The 17,745-nt window shown below is 62.7% G+C and carries 16 protein-coding genes and 1 pseudogene; 11 read left to right on the top strand and 6 right to left on the bottom strand.

Going from position 1 to position 17,745, the window contains the following annotated elements; genetic code table 11:
- Positions 1-3: 3 nt before the first annotated feature.
- The 3 genes from ssuD to ssuE all read right to left on the bottom strand — a co-directional run bounded on the left by ssuD (position 4) and on the right by ssuE (position 2,827).
- Positions 4-1,152 carry an FMNH2-dependent alkanesulfonate monooxygenase gene (gene ssuD, locus ACP691_RS15520; protein ID WP_426151723.1) on the bottom strand — a complete coding sequence of 383 codons (1,149 nt, stop codon included), beginning with the start codon at positions 1,150-1,152 and terminating at the stop codon, positions 4-6.
- Positions 1,153-1,198: 46 nt separating this feature from the next.
- The gene (locus tag ACP691_RS15515) at positions 1,199-2,161 is read right to left on the bottom strand and encodes a sulfonate ABC transporter substrate-binding protein (protein ID WP_426151725.1); all 963 of its coding nucleotides are present in this window, start codon (positions 2,159-2,161) and stop codon (positions 1,199-1,201) included.
- A gap of 72 nt (positions 2,162-2,233) precedes the next feature.
- The gene (gene ssuE / locus ACP691_RS15510) at positions 2,234-2,827 is read right to left on the bottom strand and encodes an NADPH-dependent FMN reductase (protein ID WP_426151727.1); all 594 of its coding nucleotides are present in this window, start codon (positions 2,825-2,827) and stop codon (positions 2,234-2,236) included.
- 201 nt (positions 2,828-3,028) lie between these two features.
- Between ssuE and ACP691_RS15505 the strand changes: the two genes are divergently transcribed.
- Positions 3,029-4,633, top strand: coding sequence for an inorganic phosphate transporter (locus ACP691_RS15505; protein ID WP_426151729.1), 1,605 nt, complete (start codon positions 3,029-3,031; stop codon positions 4,631-4,633).
- A 192-nt stretch (positions 4,634-4,825) separates the two neighbouring features.
- Here the strand turns inward: ACP691_RS15505 and ACP691_RS15500 are convergent, their stop codons facing one another.
- The gene (locus ACP691_RS15500; protein WP_426151731.1) at positions 4,826-5,464 is read right to left on the bottom strand and encodes a peroxiredoxin; all 639 of its coding nucleotides are present in this window, start codon (positions 5,462-5,464) and stop codon (positions 4,826-4,828) included.
- 255 nt (positions 5,465-5,719) lie between these two features.
- On the opposite strand from ACP691_RS15500, the gene tauA reads away from it, so the two are divergent.
- The 6 genes and pseudogenes from tauA (at position 5,720) to ACP691_RS15470 (ending at position 11,074) form a co-directional block, all read left to right on the top strand.
- Positions 5,720-6,703: a taurine ABC transporter substrate-binding protein gene (gene tauA / locus ACP691_RS15495; protein WP_426151733.1), complete on the top strand. Its 984-nt coding sequence runs from the start codon at positions 5,720-5,722 to the stop codon at positions 6,701-6,703.
- A 31-nt stretch (positions 6,704-6,734) separates the two neighbouring features.
- Entirely contained in the window at positions 6,735-7,526 is a 792-nt protein-coding gene (gene tauB, locus ACP691_RS15490; RefSeq protein ID WP_426151735.1) for a taurine ABC transporter ATP-binding subunit, read from the top strand.
- Between the two features lie 56 nt (positions 7,527-7,582).
- Positions 7,583-8,353: pseudogene (gene tauC, locus ACP691_RS15485) on the top strand (taurine ABC transporter permease TauC); the annotation flags it as partial.
- A 39-nt stretch (positions 8,354-8,392) separates the two neighbouring features.
- On the top strand, positions 8,393-9,226 hold the full coding sequence (gene tauD / locus ACP691_RS15480; protein WP_426151737.1) for a taurine dioxygenase: 834 nt from the start codon (positions 8,393-8,395) through the stop codon (positions 9,224-9,226).
- Between the two features lie 55 nt (positions 9,227-9,281).
- Positions 9,282-10,271: an alpha/beta hydrolase gene (locus ACP691_RS15475; protein ID WP_426151739.1), complete on the top strand. Its 990-nt coding sequence runs from the start codon at positions 9,282-9,284 to the stop codon at positions 10,269-10,271.
- Between the two features lie 62 nt (positions 10,272-10,333).
- Positions 10,334-11,074 (top strand): SDR family oxidoreductase, encoded by a 741-nt coding sequence (locus ACP691_RS15470; protein WP_426151741.1) that lies wholly within the window; start codon positions 10,334-10,336, stop codon positions 11,072-11,074.
- Between the two features lie 54 nt (positions 11,075-11,128).
- On the opposite strand, the gene betT is transcribed toward ACP691_RS15470, so the two are convergent.
- Complete coding sequence (betT, locus tag ACP691_RS15465) at positions 11,129-13,093, bottom strand: choline transporter BetT (protein WP_426151818.1); 1,965 nt, start codon at positions 13,091-13,093, stop codon at positions 11,129-11,131.
- 257 nt (positions 13,094-13,350) lie between these two features.
- Complete coding sequence (epsC, locus tag ACP691_RS15460) at positions 13,351-14,298, bottom strand: serine O-acetyltransferase EpsC (protein WP_426151743.1); 948 nt, start codon at positions 14,296-14,298, stop codon at positions 13,351-13,353.
- Positions 14,299-14,506: 208 nt separating this feature from the next.
- On the opposite strand from epsC, the gene ACP691_RS15455 reads away from it, so the two are divergent.
- From ACP691_RS15455 to tcyN, 4 genes are read left to right on the top strand one after another with little or no spacing between them, the layout of a single operon-like run.
- Positions 14,507-15,505: a D-cysteine desulfhydrase gene (locus tag ACP691_RS15455; RefSeq protein WP_426151745.1), complete on the top strand. Its 999-nt coding sequence runs from the start codon at positions 14,507-14,509 to the stop codon at positions 15,503-15,505.
- A 22-nt stretch (positions 15,506-15,527) separates the two neighbouring features.
- Positions 15,528-16,319, top strand: coding sequence for a cystine ABC transporter substrate-binding protein (gene tcyJ / locus ACP691_RS15450; protein WP_426151747.1), 792 nt, complete (start codon positions 15,528-15,530; stop codon positions 16,317-16,319).
- Positions 16,316-16,984 carry a cystine ABC transporter permease gene (gene tcyL / locus ACP691_RS15445; RefSeq protein ID WP_426151749.1) on the top strand — a complete coding sequence of 223 codons (669 nt, stop codon included), beginning with the start codon at positions 16,316-16,318 and terminating at the stop codon, positions 16,982-16,984. The genes tcyJ and tcyL overlap by 4 nt, the downstream gene beginning before the upstream one ends.
- Before the next feature lie 3 nt (positions 16,985-16,987).
- On the top strand, positions 16,988-17,731 hold the full coding sequence (gene tcyN / locus ACP691_RS15440) for an L-cystine ABC transporter ATP-binding protein TcyN (RefSeq protein ID WP_426151751.1): 744 nt from the start codon (positions 16,988-16,990) through the stop codon (positions 17,729-17,731).
- Positions 17,732-17,745 lie beyond the last annotated feature (14 nt).

Here is a 17,745-nt window from a genome sequence, read left to right as displayed (position 1 = left end):
TCCTCAACTCTGCGCAACGGCTTTGGGCAGGATGTCATTGGCGACCATTTCACCGAAGGGGCTGATGTAACCCTGACCGCCCTGTGCTTGTGGACGCTCCACGTCAAGGTGCGGGAACAGCAGCTCAGCGACCCGATAGGACTCCTCCAGGTGCGGGTAACCCGAGAAAATGAAGGTGTCGATGCCCAGGTCGGCGTATTCCTTCACCCGCGCGGCTACTGTAGGGCCATCGCCCACCAGCGCCGTGCCAGCGCCGCCGCGCACAAGGCCGACGCCGGCCCAGAGGTTCGGGCTGACTTCCAGCTTGTCGCGACGGCCTCCATGCAGGGCCGCCATGCGCTGCTGGCCGACCGAGTCGAAGCGTGCGAAGGCCGACTGGGCCTTGGCGATGGTGTCATCGTCCAGCTCAGCGATCAGCCGATCCGCCGCGGCCCAGGCCTGCTCATTGGTTTCGCGCACGATCACGTGCAAGCGAATGCCGAAACGCACGCTGCGCCCTTGCGCCGCTGCCTTGGCTCGCACCTGAGCGATCTTTTCCGCCACGGCCGCCGGTGGCTCGCCCCAGGTCAGGTACAGCTCCACCTGCTCCGCGGCAAGGTCTTGCGCGGCCTCGGAGGAACCACCGAAATAGAGTGGCGGACGAGGCTGTTGCAGTGGGGGGTAGAGCAATCTGGCACCCCTGACCTTGATGTGCTTGCCGTCATAGTCGACGGTCTGGCCTTCAAGCACGCGGCGCCAGATGCGGGTGAATTCCACGGAGGCTTCGTAGCGTTCTTCATGACTGAGGAACAGGCCATCACCCGCCAGTTCATCCGGGTCGCCGCCGGTCACCAGGTTGAACAGCGCGCGGCCGCCTGAAAGGCGATCCAGTGTCGCGGCCTGGCGCGCGGCCACCGTTGGCGAGATGATTCCCGGGCGCAGCGCCACCAGGAATTTCAAGCGCTGGGTGACTGGAATCAACGAGGCGGCCACTAGCCAGGAATCTTCGCAAGAGCGCCCGGTGGGAATCAGTACCCCGCCGTAGCCGAGACGGTCAGCCGCTTGGGCGATCTGCTGCAGGTACCCATGATCGACCGTGCGGGCGCCCTGGGCGGTGCCCAGGTAGTGTCCGTCACCGTGAGTAGGCAGAAACCAGAAAATGTTCAGGCTCATGGGAGTTGTCTCCAGAGGGAAGCGTCGGCCAGACCGACCAGGGAATTCATTGCACGGCCAGGCTCGCCGGAGGCGTCCAGACCACATCCTTGATGCTCAAAGGCTTGGGTATCAGCTTGAGCTGGTAGAAAGCATCGGCGATCTTCTGCTGGGCGGCAGTCACCTCCGGGGTGATGTAGCCAGCCCCGAAGCCTTGACGCTTCACTGTTGTCAGCACGATAGGGGCAGGCAGCCCCAACAGGGGTACGACCTGCTCGGCAACCTCTTGCGGGTTCGCCTGGGACCACTCCCCCGTTTTGCGAACTTCTTCGACCAGCGCCGCCACCACGGCGGGGTGGGCCTGGGCATAAGGCCGGGTGGCCAGGTAAAACTGGTTGTTGTCCACCAGCCCACTGCCGTCACGCAGGGTACGGGCGCCGAGCTGTTGCTCAGCGGCAGCCTGGTAGGGGTCCCAGATGACCCAGGCGTCCACGCTGCCCCGCTCGAACGCGGCGCGGGCATCGGCCGGAGGCAGGAATACGGTCTGGATGTCAGTGTATTTGAGCCCAGCGTCTTCCAAAGCGCGCACCAGCAGGTAGTGCACGTTTGAACCCTTGTTCAACACCACCTTCTTGCCTTTGAGGTCTTTGACGCTGGCGATGGCCGAGCCCTTGGGCACCAGGATCGCTTCGCTCGTCGGAGCGGGCGGCTCATGAGCCACGTAGACCAGATCGGCGCCGGCGGCCTGGGCGAACACCGGCGGCGTTTCGCCGGTGACACCGAAATCGATCGATCCCACATTCAGGCCTTCGAGTAGCTGCGGGCCGCCGGGAAACTCTGTCCACTGCACCGTGATACCCTGGTCAGCCAGGCGTTTCTCCAGTGCGCCCTTGGCCTTGAGCAGCACAAGGGTGCCGTATTTCTGATAGCCGATGCGTAAGGTTTCAGCCTGGGCCTGGCTAAGTGCTCCGAGGGCAACGGTCGCGGTAAACAGGGCGACCAGCCCTCGACGCAAGGTGATTGTGCGCATGGCGCTCTCCTTGTTGAGTGTCGGGTACTGGCACCTGCTTCCCGTGGTCGGGTCAGAAGGCGATAAGACGGTTCAGATGCTCCAGCGCGCCTCGATCAGGCTACGGCCGAGCTGTCCGTGCAACAGCGGACGAGGCCGCCGCGCAAGCGCTTGATGAAATTCTTCCAGCGCGCCCTCCAGGCGCTGTTCCAAAGCCGGGCTAAGGTTGGCTGACGCCGCGCCCTCGCCATAAGTGATCTGGGAATCCTCGGCAAAGATGCCCTGTAGCATTTCCTGAGCCTTCAAGGCGGCCAGCACCGGCTTGAGGGCGTAGTCCACAGCCAGCATATGGGCGATGCTGCCGCCCGTGGCGATAGGCAGGACCACCTTGCTGGCCAAGGCTCGCTCGGGCAGCAGGTCAAGCAAGGTTTTCAAGGCGCCGCTGAACGAGGCCTTGTACACCGGGGTCGCGACAATCAAGCCGTCAGCCTGCTCGACCACATCCAGGAATGTCTGGATCTGCGGGCTATCGAAGCGGGCGTGCAGTAGATCTTCGGCGGGAAACTCCCGCACCTGGTAACTCACCACCTCAATGCCTCGCTGCTGCAGGCTCTGTCGTGCTCGCTCAAGCATGATTGTGGAGCGTGACCGCACGCTGGGGCTGCCCCCTACCGATACCACAAGCATCCGACGCTCCTCGCCAACCTTGAAATCTGAGCACTGAGCGTACTCCTGCTTTTATATATCCATAAATCATATTTATTTCTTTGCTTATTCCATTTCTTACAGCCACTGGTCAGCCGGCTGACGGAGGGAAAACTTGAGAACTTTTTTGTAACATTTGACGAGCAGGATCAGGGTTGCCTCTTTCCAGCCTGGAGCTGCCCGATGACTACCACCACACTCGCCGGGGTCGCGAAGCGAAACGGCCCCGAGCTGGATCGCCGTTCCCATCCCTTGGTCAAGGCACTCTTCTACGCCGTGTTGGCCGCTGGCCTGGGCTATATGTTCTGGAGCCTGAACCGAGACCTGGATACGTCCAACGTCGATGCCACCACCTGGACACCCTACATCTTGCTGGGTGTCGCCCTGGTGATCGCTCTGGGTTTCGAATTCGTCAACGGTTTTCATGACACTGCCAATGCCGTGGCGACAGTGATCTATACCCATTCGCTGCCTGCGCAGGTGGCGGTGATGTGGTCAGGTGCCTTCAACTTCATCGGGGTGCTCAGCTCCAGCGGCGCGGTGGCCTTTGGCATCATTGCGCTGCTACCCGTGGACCTGATTCTCCAGGTGGGCTCCTCGGCCGGCTTTGCAATGATCTTCGCCCTGCTGATCGCCGCGATCCTGTGGAACCTGGGCACTTGGTGGCTCGGCCTGCCAGCGTCTTCTTCCCATACGCTTATCGGCTCGATCATCGGCGTAGGGGTAGCCAATGCCTGGATGAGCGGCCGCGATGGTACGTCCGGGGTAGACTGGAGCCAGGCGGCCAAGGTCGGCTATGCCCTGCTGCTGTCGCCTTTGATCGGCTTCGCCTGCGCGGCCGGGTTGATGCTGCTTCTGCGCCATTTAGTGAAGAACCGCGCGCTGTACCAGGCTCCGGAGGGCAACACGCCGCCGCCGTTCTGGATTCGTGGGCTGTTGATCATGACCTGTACCGGGGTGTCCTTCGCTCATGGCTCGAACGATGGGCAAAAGGGCATGGGGCTTATCATGCTCATCCTGATCGGCACCTTGCCCATGGCATATGCCCTGAACCGTGCCATTCCCGAACCCGAGACCCAACGGTTCGCTGCCCTGGCCCAGGTCACGCAACAAGCTTTGCTACAGGCAGAACCCGGTACCCCGAGCGAGGCGCCACGGCAGCAGCTGGAGCGATTTCTCATCGACAAGAAAGCCAGCCCGGGGCTGGTTCTGGCGCTGGCACGCCTGATCGGCAGTATCGGCGACCAGGTCAAGGGCTACGGCTCCCTGGATCGGGTACCGCCGCAAGCCAGCTCCAACGTGCGCAACGACATGTACCTGGCGTCGGAAACGATTCGGCTGATGGACAAGGAAAAGGTGGGGAGTTTCAACGCCGATACCAAGGACAAGCTCAAAGCCTTCCAGGCCTATACCAACGAGGCGACACGCTTCATCCCGCCGTGGGTGAAGGTGGCGGTCGCCATTGCCTTGAGCCTGGGCACCCTGGTGGGCTGGCGTCGTATCGTGATCACCGTGGGCGAGCGCATCGGCAAGACCCACCTGACCTACGCCCAGGGTGCCAGCGCCGAAACCGTCGCCATGCTGACTATCGCCGCGGCCGACATGTACGGCCTGCCGGTATCCACCACCCACGTACTCTCGTCAGGCGTGGCCGGCACCATGGCGGCCAATGGCTCAGGCCTGCAGATGCGCACCATACGCAATCTGCTGATGGCCTGGGTACTCACCCTCCCCGCCGCCATCGCGCTCTCGGCGGGGTTGTACTGGCTGTTCCGGCAGTTTGTCTAAGGGAATGATGTCAGGCAGAGCACCGAGGCAGGTTGTGTGGGACCTAGCGAAGCTAGGGAACGAGCGCTGATAGCTTGCGCGAATTCGCCAGCTTCGCTGGCTCCAACCGCTATACATATCCGGTTCAGTGCCAGTGCCCAACAAAAAAGGGGACCACTCTCGTGATCCCCAAAGCCCTGCTAGGCATAGGTGTCAGCGGTTGGGCTGCGGTGTCAGGCGCAGGTAGGGCTTGACCGCGCGATAGCCCTTGGGGAATCGCTGTGCAATCTCGGCTTCGTCTTTCAGAGAAGGCACGATCACTACGTCTTCACCGTCCTGCCAGTTGGCGGGGGTAGCCACCTTGTGGTTGTCGGTCAGCTGCAGCGAATCGATCACCCGCAGAATCTCGTTGAAATTGCGCCCCGTGCTGGCGGGATAGGTAATGGTCAGACGCACCTTCTTGTTCGGATCGATGATGAACAGCGAGCGCACCGTCAGTGTGTCATTGGCGTTCGGGTGAATCAGGTCGTACAGGTCGGAGACCTTGCGGTCCGCATCGGCCAGGATAGGGAAGTTCACCTGGGTACTTTGGGTTTCGTTGATATCGTCGATCCATTTCACATGGGACTCGACCGGGTCCACCGAGAGCGCAATGGCCTTGACGCCGCGCTTGTCGAATTCTTCCTTGAGCTTGGCGGTAAAGCCCAGCTCAGTGGTGCACACCGGAGTGAAGTCGGCAGGGTGAGAAAACAGCACGCCCCAGCTGTTACCGAGCCATTCGTGGAAGCGGATACGGCCGAGGCTGGAATCCTGTTCGAAATCGGGGGCGATATCGCCCAGCTTGAGGCTCATGAGGTAGCTCCTTGGTTCTGTAAGGTGATGCTGCAACGTCCGCGAGAAAACCAGAAGGAATAAATAATTATTTATTTATAACCCAAATATTTAAGCAATGCACAACGCTAAAGCCGCTCAGAAAGGTTTAGTCGAACCTGCGATATCCGTCTCGAGCACCCACGAATTCGCCATAAGCTAGTAACCAAATAGTATTTATTTGGTGTTTTTTATAACGATATTATCGGTCCATCCCTTCCTTACCCAGGCATCGTCATGGCTCGTACGTTCAGCTTCCGCACCCTGATCACTACCCTTACCTTGGCCACTGCCGCGCTGTCCGCCCAGGCCGCCGACCTTACCGTGGCGTATCAGACCGGCATCGATCCAAGCAAGGTACCCCAGGCGTCTGGCGCCTACGAGAAAGCCATCGGAGAGAAGATCGACTGGCGACGCTTCAACAGCGGTTCCGAAGTCGTCACCGCCCTGGCCGCAGGCAATGTCCAGATCGGCAACCTTGGCTCCAGCCCACTGGCTGCGGCGGCCTCGCGCAAGCTTCCGATAGTGGCGTTCATTGTGTCCGCCCAGATCAACAGTTCCGAGCAGTTGGTGGTGCGCAATGGCAGCGGCATCAGCAAGCCTGAAGATCTTGTCGGCAAGACTATCGCGACGCCCTTCGTGTCCACCTCTCACTACAGCCTATTGGGCGCGCTTAAGCATTGGGGCCTGGACACCACCAAGGTCAAGGTAGTGAACCTTCAGCCTCTGGAGATCGCCGCTGCCTGGAAACGCGGTGACATCGACGGCGCCTTCGTGTGGTCGCCCGCCCTGGGTGAAATCCGCAAGACTGGCACGGTGCTGACCGATGCCGCCCAAGTGGGCCAATGGGGCGCGCCTACCTTCGAAGTCTGGGTGGCTCGCAAGGACTACGCCGAGAAACATCCGGACGTGATCGCCAAATTCGCCCACGTGACCCTTCAGGCCTATGCCGACTACGCGGCCCACAAGAACGAATGGACTGCGGATTCGGCCCCGGTGAAGGACATCGCCCGGCTGACTGGCTCTAACGCCGCCGACGTACCCGAATTGCTGGCCGGTTCGGCCTTCCCTCAGGCCCAGGCGCAGACCTCGCCGGCGCTTCTGCAAGGTGGAACCGCCAAGGCCATAGCCGATACCGCCGCCTTCCTGAAGGAGCAAGGCAAGGTCGAGAGCGTACTCCCCGACTACAGCGGCTTCGTCAGCGCCAAGTACGTTCAGTAGCCGCTGGGTCGTCATTCAGAGGAGGGTCACCATGGCACAGCTAGAACTCGACCGCGTCAGCGCCCATTACCCAGGCGCCAGCACCCCGGTACTGGAAAACCTGTCCTTGCGCCTGGGCCCTGAACAGCTGATGGTCGCCCTTGGCCCCTCCGGCAGTGGCAAAACCTCATTGCTTAACCTGATCGCCGGTTTCGTACCCCCCAGTGGCGGTAGCCTGCGCCTTGACGGTATCCATGTGAAGGGCCCAGGCGCGGACCGCGCCGTGGTGTTCCAGGACGATGTGCTCTTGCCCTGGCAGAACGTGCTACAGAACGTAGCCTTCGGCCTGGAGCTCGCCGGCATCGATCGTCCCAGGCGAGAAGCCAAGGCCGAACAACTGCTGGCTCTGGTGGGGTTGGCGGGCTTTGGCCAGCGTCGCGTCTGGGAACTGTCCGGCGGACAACGCCAGCGGGTCGGCCTGGCCCGAGCCCTGGCGGCGGAGCCGCGGATATTGCTGATGGACGAACCCTTCGGCGCCCTGGACGCCTTCACTCGGGAGCAGATGCAGGAGCTGTTGCTGTCGGTATGGAAGCGCACGGCCAAGCCTGTGTTCCTCATTACCCATGACATCGAAGAGGCCGTGTTTCTGGCCACCGACCTGATTCTTCTGGCGCCCAATCCGGGCAGGATCGTTCAAAGACTCAGCCTGGACTTCGGCCGCCGGTACGCTGCCGGCGAATCGGCCCGGGCGATCAAGTCGGACCCTCGCTTCATCGAGACCCGCGAGCGGGTATTGGCCCAGGTTTTCTCGCAACGCCACGCTGCTGCCCAGGAGGCGCCATGAACCCTGCTGAATTGACCGTGGCCGGGCACGTACCCGGCCGCGCGCCCGTGTCGAGCCGCGCCCTGAGCACCCGTGCGCTGAGTGCTCTTACTGCCGCCACGCTGATCCTGGCCTGGTGGGTCGTCACCCGCTTCGGCTGGGTCGACCCACTCTTCCTGCCCTCCCCTTCGGCGGTACTGGAAAAGGGATGGCTGTTGGCAACCACCGGTTACATGGATGCGACCCTCTGGCAGCATCTGGGCGCCAGCCTGCAACGCATCGGCCTGGCCTTGGGCCTGGCCATCCTTACCGCCATTCCAGTAGGCATCGCCATTGGCCGCAACCGGATCGCCCAAGGCGTGCTTGACCCATTGATCGAGTTCTACCGGCCAATTCCTCCTTTGGCCTATCTCCCGCTGATCGTCATCTGGTGCGGCATTGGCGAGCTCTCCAAGGTTTTGCTGATCTACCTGGCCATCTTCGCGCCCATCGCCATCGCCACGGCGACCGGCGTGCGCACCGTGGACCCGGCTCGCCTGCGCGCCGCCCAGTGCCTGGGCGCTACACGGACACAGCTGGTACGCCATGTGATTCTGCCCAGCGCCCTGCCGGACATTCTCACCGGCGTACGCATCGGCCTGGGGGTGGGCTGGTCGACGCTGGTCGCCGCCGAGTTGATCGCCGCCACCAGCGGCCTGGGCTTCATGGTCCAGTCCGCCGCGCAGTTCCTGATCACCGACGTGGTCATTCTCGGCATTCTGGTCATCGCCGTGGTCGCCTTCGCCCTGGAACTGGGGCTGCGGGCGCTGCAGCGTCGACTGGTGCCCTGGCATGGCCGTAGCCATTGATCGCGCCCTCTTTTCGTATTGGTCAACCGAGCGAATCCCATGACACTGAGCATCACCCCGCTGAACCCTGCCATCGGTGCGCGTATCGACGGCCTGGACCTCACTCGGCCACTGGGCGAGGCCGACCGCGACGCGCTCGAGCAGGCCCTGCTCGACCATCAGGTGTTGTTCTTCCGGCAGCAGCCTTTGACACCCCAGCAGCAGGCCCGGCTCGCCATGACCTTCGGCGACCTGCATATCCACCCTATCTACCCCAACGTGCCCGAACAGCCAGAAGTATTGGTACTCGATACCGCGGTTACGGATGTTCGCGACAATGCCATCTGGCATACCGACGTAACCTTCCTGCCGGCACCGGCCATGGGTGCCGTGCTGGCGGCCAAACAGGTGCCGGCCCATGGCGGCGATACCCTTTGGGCTAGCGGCATTGCCGCCTTCGAGGGTTTGTCCTCGCCCATCCAGCGGTTGCTCGAAGGCCTGACGGCGCGCCATGAGTTCAGCAAATCCTTCCCTCTAGAGCGCTTTGGCACCAACCCCGAGGCGTTAGCCCGCTGGGAAGAAACTCGGCGCCGTCATCCTCCGGTCAGCCATCCGGTAATACGCACCCACCCGCGCAGCGGGCGCAAGGCGCTGTTCGTCAATGAAGGTTTCACTACCCGCATCAACGAGCTGAGCGAAGCGGAAAGCACTACCCTGCTAGCCTTTTTGTTCAACCATTCCACTCGCCCGGAATTCACCGTGCGTTGGCAATGGCAGGTCAACGATGTGGCCTTCTGGGACAACCGCGTAACCCAGCACTACGCCGTGGATGATTACCGGCCCGCGCGTCGGGTGATGCATCGCGCGACCATCCTCGGTGATGTGCCACGTTGAACGGCATCGGAATCGGCGCTAGTTTCTGCGCAGCGCCTTGACCGGGAGCCCTGCCATGTTGCGACGGCTTGCGATCAGCCTGCTGGTCCTGCTCTGCGCGTGCGCATGCAAGGCCGAGCCTTTGCAAAGAGTGCCGATCTCCGTCGATCATGGCCTGGCGGCCTTCGCCAACAAGCCGTTGAACATGCCAGGTGGCGATCCAGAGGTGGAGCGCGCGGTGGTCATCCTTCATGGTGTTCGCCGCAACCCAGCGGATTACTTCAGGATTGCCCAGCGGCTAGCGTCTGACGTTTCCTGGCCATCGAGTCACACGCTGGTACTGGCCCCCGGCTTTTTCACAGCACGCGACCTGCCGGGCCGCAGAGACCTCCCGTTGTGGAGCAAGACCTGGATGCAGGCCAGCCCATCGGTGGCTGGCCGTACGGGCATCACTCCGGTACAGGCCCTGGACGAACTGCTCACCTGGCTGGGCGATAACCAGCATTATCCCCACCTGCGGCACATCATCCTGATGGGTCATTCCGCCGGTGGCCAGCTGTTGCAGCGCTATGCAGTGTTCGGCCGTGCCGACCTGGCTTTGGCCAGCCGTGGCATCAAGGTGCGCTATGTCATTTCGAGCCCGTCGAGTTATCTGTATTTCGATGCTCGCCGAGCGGTCGAGGGTGGCTTCGCCCAGGCCATGGAAGGTGACTGCCCGGGTGTCGACCGTTACCGCTACGGTTTGCAGGCGCTACCTGCCTATCTGGATTCAGGATTGGACAGCCGCCAATTGTTCCAGCGCTATGCCAGGCGCGACATTACCTATCTGGTAGGCGCCCGGGATAACGACCCCGGCCATCCCCTGCTGGACCGCAGCTGCGCCGCCTTGGCCCAGGGCGACAGTCGACTGCAGCGCCAACGCAACTACCTGGCCTATGAACGCCAGCTCAGCCGCGATTGGCATCTACCCCTGACGCGGGAACATGGAGAGATCCCTGGCGTGGGCCATAGCGCCAAAACCCTTTACCAGGCTAAAGAAGCTCTGGAATTGTTCAAGGACGAGTAGTTTCACGAAAACATGCACATATCTGGGCTAGGGTTTTGTAACTTTCATCCGAGGAGCTCTTCATGGTTACCGCTACCCAGAAAACAGCCCTGATCACGGGCGCCTCTCGTGGCATTGGTGCCGCCCTGGCGTTGCGCCTGGTGGACGATGGCTTCGCTGTGGTCATCAACTATGCCCATAGCGCCAAGGATGCCGATGAACTGGTGGCGCGCATCAACGAAGAAGGCGGGCGCGCCGTGGCGATCAAGGCGAACGTGGCCGACAGCGGCGATGTACGCCGCCTGTTCGATGAGGCCGAAGCCGCGTTCGGCAAGATCGACGTGCTGGTCAACAATGCCGGCGTCTTGAAGATGGTGCCCTTGGCAGACAGCAGCGACGAGCTGTTCGACCATACCTTCAATATCAATACCCGCGGTACCTTCAATACACTGCGCGAGGCGGCTCGGCGCTTGAATGACGGCGGGCGCATCGTGAATCTTTCCAGCAGCACGGTGGGCATGAACCTGCCCAATTACTCCCTGTACATTGCCAGCAAGGCGGCGGTGGAGTCATTGACCAAGGTATTCGCCCAGGAGCTGCGTGGCCGCGATATTACCGTCAATGCCGTTGCCCCCGGCCCGGTCGCCACTGAGCTGTTCTTCGAGGGCAAGACCGAGGAGCTGATCCAGCAACTGGCCAAGCGCCCGCCTCTCGAGCGGCTGGGTGAGCCGGAGGATATCGCTGGCATAGTAGCCTTCCTGGTAGGGCCCGAAGGCGCCTGGATCAACGGCCAGGTGCTGCGCGCCAACGGCGGGATCGTTTAGCCAGCGCCTGGGCAGCGGGCCACCGTTGTACGCGGCGGCGGCCGCTGCCTCCCTCTAGCGAACCAGATGCAGGAACTGCATGTGCCGTTCGTACTGATCCAGGATGTCGGTGATGATCTGCTCCTTGTTGTAGCCGACCAGATCATAGTCCTGGCTGCCCTCGGCCAGGTGGACCTCGGCTCGATAGTAGCGGCGGTTCTTGAGCTCCTTGTTGCCCATCCCGCCCCGAGCGAACGATGGCGTGAAGTACCCACGCATGCGCACCTGGTAAATGAAGGGCCGTTCCTCGCCGTGGGTCACGATCAGGCTTTCAGCGTCGTGACCGGTATTTTCCTCGACCCGCGCAGTGAGGCCCTTGCCCACGAACTCGGCGCATACCTCCTGCATCGCTGGGCGAATGGACCCTTCCATGAAGCGATACACCTCATCCCGCGAGGGGAAATGCACGGCTTGGCTCAGGCGTTGACGCCAGCCGCCACGCCCCTTGCCACGACGCGCAGACGTGCTGGGCGCCAAGGAATAAAGCTGGGCGATCTGCCGCTGAGACTCCATGTAGAACGCCTTGTGCAGGCCCCACATCATCAGCAAGAGGATCAGGGAGAACGGCAGGGAGGTCAGCACCACCGCCGACTTGAGCGAATCGATACTGCCGGCGAACAACAGGCCACCGGTGACGAGGGCCGTGGCGGTACCCCAGAACACACGCAGCCACTTGGGGCCGTCTTCGTCCGGCCCGCCGCCCTTGGCAGACAAGGTGGACAGCACCACGGTACCCGAGTCCGCGGAGGTGACGAAGAATACGAAGCTGACGAACACCGTGACCGCGATGACCGTGCGGCTCCAGGGATATTGCTGCAACATCAGGTAGAGCGTGCGTGACGGATCGGCAATGGCCGAAGTGGCCAAATCCAGCACGCCGTGAAGCTGCAGATCCAGCGCACTGTTGGCGAATATGGACATCCAGGCCAGGGTGAACCCCAGGGGAATGAATAGCACGCCGAACACGAATTCGCGGATGGTTCGCCCGCGGGAAATGCGTGCGATGAACAACCCGACGAAGGGCGCCCAGGCGATCCACCAGGCCCAGTAGAACACGGTCCAATCACCTAGCCAGCCGCCGACCTTGCCATAGGCATAGAGGTCGAAGCTCTTGGCCGGCAACACCGAGAGGTAATCGCCTACGTTCTGCACCAGGGTATTGAGCAGGTGCTGGGTCGGCCCGGCGAAGAGTACGAACAGCAGCAAGGCGCAGGCCAGAAGCATGTTCAGGTCCGACATGACCCGCACGCCCTTGTCCACGCCGGAGACGGCCACCAGGATGGCGGCACCCATCATGAGGGCGATCAGCCCCAACTGCACCCATTGGTTATGGGGCATTGCGAACAGTTGATCCAGCCCGGCGTTGAGGTGCAGCACCCCAAAGCCCATGTCAGCCCCCAGCCCGAACACAGTGGCGATGATCCCGAAACCATCCACGGCATAGCCGATAGGGCCGTTGATCCGCTTGCCAATCAGCGGGTAAAGGGCCGAGCGCAACGCCAGCGGCAGGTTATGCCGGTAGGCGAAATAACCCAGCGCCATGCCCACGAACGCGAAGACGCCCCAACCGTGCAAGCCCCAATGCAGGAACAGCAGCTGCATGGCCTGGCGAGCCGCGGCCTCGTTGCCAGCCTCGCCCTGGGGCGGATGGGTGAAATGGGTCAGCGGCTCCGAGACACAGAAGAAGAACAGCGTGATGCTGATGCCGGCAGCGAAGAGCATGCCGGCCCACGAAAGATAACTGAACTCCGGCTCATCATGGTCCGCGCCCAGCTTGATACGGCCGTAGCCAGAGAGCGCCGTGACCACTACGAAAACCAGGTAAAGGCTCATGGCCAGCAGGTAATACCAGCCGACGGTATTGGAGGCCCAAGCCTGGGCCCTGAGCAACCAGGCGCCGGCAGCGGTGGGGAAAGCCAGCACAACGGCGGCGAAGAGAAGGATAGCGCCAGCGGCGAAGGCAAACACCGGCGGGTTCATGCGGACAGGTGCGGAATGACTGGTCACGGGCAGGACGGGCCTCCAGATGAACGCAGCGTGCGAACATGTTTTAATTGAACGGGCGTTCAATTAAAACATGATTCCCGCCCAAGACCAAACCGGGTCACCGCCACAGGTCTTCCTCATGAGGTTGTCTGTGTCCCGTGGGATCCAGCGCCAGCTGGGGAGCAGATGCTTGCAACATCTGTTCGGCAGCTGCGCTGCCTCCCACCAGGGCTTGCAGCGCTTCGCGGCCTCTATCGAACGCCGCTTTCGTCCTGTTGCAGGCTCGCCTGGGTCAGGTTGCTGCCCGGCGGCACGCTGCGGGTGAGCCAGACGTTACCGCCGATGGTGGAGCCCTGGCCGATGGTGATCCGGCCCAGGATGGTCGCCCCGGCGTAGATCACCACGTCGTCTTCCACGATGGGATGACGCGGCAGGCCTTTCTGCAGCGAACCGTCCTCGGTGGCCGGGAACCGCTTGGCCCCGAGGGTAACGGCCTGGTAGATCCGCACCCGCTCGCCGATGATGCAGGTTTCCCCGATGACCACGCCGGTACCGTGGTCGATGAAGAAGCTGGGGCCGATCTGGGCGCCGGGGTGGATGTCGATGCCGGTACTGGAATGGGCCAGTTCCGCAGCGATGCGCGCCAGCAAGGGAAGACCCGCGCGGTACAGATGATGGGCCAGCCGGTGGTGGATGATTGCCAGTACCCCGGGATAGCACAGCAACACCTCGTCCACGCTGCGGGCGGCCGGGTCGCCCTGGTAGGCCGCCAGCACATCAGTATCGAGCAGGCGCCGGATGCCCGGCAAGGCGGTGGCGAACCCTTGGATCAGGCGAAGCGCGGTGGCGTCCAGCTCCTCGATGTTGCACGGGCCATGACGGCCGGCGTAGCGCAATTCGAGGCGCGCCTGGGCCAACAGCCCGTTCAGGGCTGCGTCCAAGGTATGGCCGACGTAGAAATCTTCGCTCTCCTCGCGCAGGTCCACCGGGCCCAGGCGCATCGGGAAGAGCGCGCCGCACAGCTGCTCCAGCACCGTGGCCACTGCTTCCCGGGAAGGCAGGTCCCGCCCGCCGGTGGAACCACAACTGCGGCCATTCTGGCGGCGCCATTGTTCGCGCGCGCCCCGTAGTTCTTCCACGATGCCTTTCAGTTGCCAGTGGCCGCCGTTATGGCTGCGGCGTTGCCCAGTCTCGCTCACGGTACCTTCTCCTGCGTTGGGGCGACGGCGTGCGCGCCGTTCCGGCGCCTACTGTACGGGAAATCATGGCATTGAAAAAATAACCAGTTTTCCGCTCGCGCAAGCGTCGGGGAATATGTATCGGCGTGCTCATACTTGCCCGACAAGCGTATTGCCTGGGCCGCGACGCATGCCTATAGTCGCTGGTCGGCCTCCTATTGGACACCCCATGATCTCCACCCAGCTTGCCCGCTTCCCCCGCCTGGACCTGATGCAAACCGCAACGCCGCTGGAAAGGCTGGGCCGGCTTTCCGCCTGGCTGGGGCGAGACATCCATGTCAAGCGGGACGACCTGACGCCCCTGGCGCTGGGCGGCAACAAGCTGCGCAAGCTTGAATACCTGGCCGCCGACGCCCTGGCGCAAGGGGCCGATACCCTGGTCACCGCCGGCGCCATCCAGAGCAACCATGTACGGCAAACCGCCGCCCTGGCGGCACGGCTTGGCCTGTCCTGCTTCGCCTTGCTGGAAAACCCCACAGGTACCACGGCGCCGGATTACCTGGGCAATGGCAATCGCCTGCTGCTAGACCTGTTCGATGCGCGGGTAGAGCTGGTCGAGAATCTGGACAACGCCCCGGCGGCCCTCGAAGCTCTGGCGGCCCGGTTGCGCACGGCGGGCAAGCGGCCTTATATCGTGCCTATTGGTGGCTCCAGCCCAATAGGCGCGCTTGGCTACGTGCGAGCCGGCCTGGAGCTGGCTGAGCAGATCCAGGCCAGCGGCGTGGACTTCGCCGCCGTGGTGCTGGCCAGCGGCAGCGCCGGCACCCACGCCGGGCTGGCCCTTGGCTTGAGCCAACAGTTGCCGGAACTGCCGGTGATCGGGGTAACCGTCTCCCGCGACGAAGACCAGCAGCGCCCCAAGGTACGACAACTGGCCGAGGCCACGGCTGCGTTGCTGGACGTCCCGTTGCCTGAAAGTCTGCGCATTCATCTCTGGGACGAGTACTACGGTCCTCGTTACGGTGAACCGAACGCTGGAGGCCTGGCGGCGATCAAACTGCTGGCCGCCCAGGAAGGAATCCTGCTCGACCCTGTCTATACCGCCAAGGCCATGGCGGCGCTGCTCGACGGCGTGGGTCGCCAACGCTTCGACGATGGCCCCCTGCTGTTTCTCCATACCGGCGGGGCGCCTGCCCTCTTTGCCTATACCGATGCCTGGTCTGCCTGACCTTAGCCCAAAGGATATTGCCATGCGCTTGAACGCTCTGCGTCGCTACTTTGCCTTCACCGCCATCGCCCTGGCCACTGCCATGGGCAGCCAGGCCCAGGCGGGCCAGCAGTTGCAACAGATCCAGGACAGCAAGGTCCTGAAGGTAGGCCTGGAAGGCACCTACCCACCCTTCAGCTACGTGGATGACAGCGGCAAGCTGACCGGCTTCGAGGTAGAGCTGGCCCAGGCCCTGGCCAAGGAGCTGGGCGTGAAGGCCGAGCTGCAGCCGACCAAGTGGGACGGTATCCTGGCGGCGCTGGAATCCAAGCGCCTGGACGTGGTCATCAACCAGGTGACCATCTCTGACGAGCGCAAGAAAAAGTACGACTTTTCCGTGCCTTATACCGTGTCCGGCATCCAGGCCCTGACCCTGAAGGCCAATGCGTCGACCATCGCCAAGCCGGCAGACCTGGCAGGCAAGAAAGTCGGCGTCGGCCTGGGTACCAACTACGAACAGTGGGTGAAGCAAAACGTACCTCAGGCTGATGTGCGCACCTACGAGGACGACCCTACCAAGTTCCAGGACCTGATGAACAAGCGTATCGATGCTATCCTGGTGGACCGCCTCGCCGCCCTGGATACTGTGAAAAAGACCAACGACCGCCTGGCCGTCGCCGGCGAAGCCTTCTCTCGCCAGGAAGCCGGCGTGGCCGTGCGCAAGGGCGAGCCGGAACTGCTCAAGGCCATCGACGACGCCCTGGTCAAGCTGCGCCAGGACGGTACCCTGGCTCAGTTGTCCCAGAAGTGGTTCGGCGCTGACGTGACCCAATGAACCAGGAAAGCCTGCGCGTCGCCCTGGAGTCGCTGCCCTTCCTGCTCCAAGGCGCTTGGTTCACCGTGGTGCTGAGCCTGGGCGGCATGTTCTTCGGGCTGCTGCTGGGTTTCGCCCTGGCTTTGATGCGCCTGTCCCGGCTGCGGCCACTGCGTGGCCTGGCCGGAATCTATGTGTCGTTCTTCCGCGGCACGCCCCTGCTGGTGCAGCTGTTCCTGATCTACTACGGCCTGCCGTCGGTGGGTATCGAACTCAGTCCTCTCACGGCGGCGTTGATCGGCTTTTCCTTGAACATGGCGGCCTATGCCTGTGAAATCCTGCGGGCCGCGATTGCCTCGATCGATCGCGGCCAGTGGGAAGCCGCCGCCAGCATTGGCATGACCCGCTGGCAAACCCTGCGCCGGACCATACTTCCCCAGGCAGCGCGCACCGCGCTGCCGCCATTGGGTAACAGTTTCATTTCCCTGGTCAAGGACACGGCCCTGGCCGCGACGATCCAGGTGCCGGAGCTGTTCCGCCAGGCGCAACTAGTCACCGCGCGCACCTTCGAAATCTTCGCCATGTACCTGAGCGCGGCCCTTATCTACTGGGTATTGGCCAGTGTCCTCGCGCACTTCCAGCATCGCCTGGAACGACGCGTCAATCGCCATGACCTGGAGCGCTAAGCCATGATTGTGGTGGAACATCTCACCAAGCGTTTCAAAGACACCACTGTGCTCGACGAGCTTGACCTGACGGTAAAAGAAGGCGAAGTCGTTGCCATCATTGGGCCGAGCGGCTCGGGCAAGACCACCTTCCTGCGCTGCCTGAACCTGCTTGAAACTCCGACAGCCGGGCATATCCAGGTGGGCGACGTGCGGATCGATGCCAGCCAGCCCATTGCCCGGCAGCAGGCGCAGGTGCGCCGGCTGCGTCAGCAGGTGGGCTTCGTTTTCCAGAACTTCAACCTCTTCCCTCACCGCACTGCCCTTGAGAACGTCATTGAAGGCCCTGTGGTGGTGAAGAAGATGCCCTTGGCCGAGGCTCAGGACCTGGGCCGTACCCTGCTGGCCAAGGTAGGGTTGGCCGGCAAGGAAGACGCTTATCCCCGCCGGCTCTCTGGCGGGCAGCAGCAACGGGTCGCCATTGCCCGTGCCCTGGCCATGGCCCCGGAGGTGATTCTGTTCGATGAACCCACCTCGGCCTTGGACCCGGAACTGGTGGGCGAGGTACTAGCGACCATTCGCGGCCTGGCCGAGGAGAAGCGCACCATGGTGATCGTCACCCATGAAATGAGCTTCGCCCGGGATGTGGCCAACCGGGTGATCTTCTTCGACAAGGGCAAGATCATCGAACAGGGAGACCCGAAGGCCTTGTTCGCCGCGCCTCAGCATGAGCGCACCCGGCAGTTCCTCGGCAAGTTCGTCAGCTGAACAACCAGTGAACT

Origin of the sequence: Pseudomonas sp. DC3200b2, from assembly GCF_049895785.1 — a bacterium.
Taxonomy (GTDB): domain Bacteria; phylum Pseudomonadota; class Gammaproteobacteria; order Pseudomonadales; family Pseudomonadaceae; genus Aquipseudomonas; species Aquipseudomonas massiliensis.
The sequence above is the reverse complement of the archived record's forward strand: the minus strand, read 5'-3'. Positions and strand labels throughout refer to the sequence as shown.

Coding starts and splice junctions, on each gene's coding strand:
- ssuD (WP_426151723.1), bottom strand. CDS start 1,152: ATGAGCCTGAACATTTTCTGGTTTCTGCCTACTCACGGTGACGGACAC.
- ACP691_RS15470 (WP_426151741.1), top strand. CDS start 10,334: ATGGTTACCGCTACCCAGAAAACAGCCCTGATCACGGGCGCCTCTCGT.
- betT (WP_426151818.1), bottom strand. CDS start 13,093: ATGAACCCGCCGGTGTTTGCCTTCGCCGCTGGCGCTATCCTTCTCTTC.
- ACP691_RS15455 (WP_426151745.1), top strand. CDS start 14,507: ATGATCTCCACCCAGCTTGCCCGCTTCCCCCGCCTGGACCTGATGCAA.
- ACP691_RS15500 (WP_426151731.1), bottom strand. CDS start 5,464: ATGAGCCTCAAGCTGGGCGATATCGCCCCCGATTTCGAACAGGATTCC.
- ssuE (WP_426151727.1), bottom strand. CDS start 2,827: ATGCTTGTGGTATCGGTAGGGGGCAGCCCCAGCGTGCGGTCACGCTCC.
- tcyJ (WP_426151747.1), top strand. CDS start 15,528: ATGCGCTTGAACGCTCTGCGTCGCTACTTTGCCTTCACCGCCATCGCC.
- tcyL (WP_426151749.1), top strand. CDS start 16,316: ATGAACCAGGAAAGCCTGCGCGTCGCCCTGGAGTCGCTGCCCTTCCTG.
- tauA (WP_426151733.1), top strand. CDS start 5,720: ATGGCTCGTACGTTCAGCTTCCGCACCCTGATCACTACCCTTACCTTG.
- ACP691_RS15505 (WP_426151729.1), top strand. CDS start 3,029: ATGACTACCACCACACTCGCCGGGGTCGCGAAGCGAAACGGCCCCGAG.
- tcyN (WP_426151751.1), top strand. CDS start 16,988: ATGATTGTGGTGGAACATCTCACCAAGCGTTTCAAAGACACCACTGTG.
- tauD (WP_426151737.1), top strand. CDS start 8,393: ATGACACTGAGCATCACCCCGCTGAACCCTGCCATCGGTGCGCGTATC.
- ACP691_RS15515 (WP_426151725.1), bottom strand. CDS start 2,161: ATGCGCACAATCACCTTGCGTCGAGGGCTGGTCGCCCTGTTTACCGCG.
- tauB (WP_426151735.1), top strand. CDS start 6,735: ATGGCACAGCTAGAACTCGACCGCGTCAGCGCCCATTACCCAGGCGCC.
- ACP691_RS15475 (WP_426151739.1), top strand. CDS start 9,282: ATGTTGCGACGGCTTGCGATCAGCCTGCTGGTCCTGCTCTGCGCGTGC.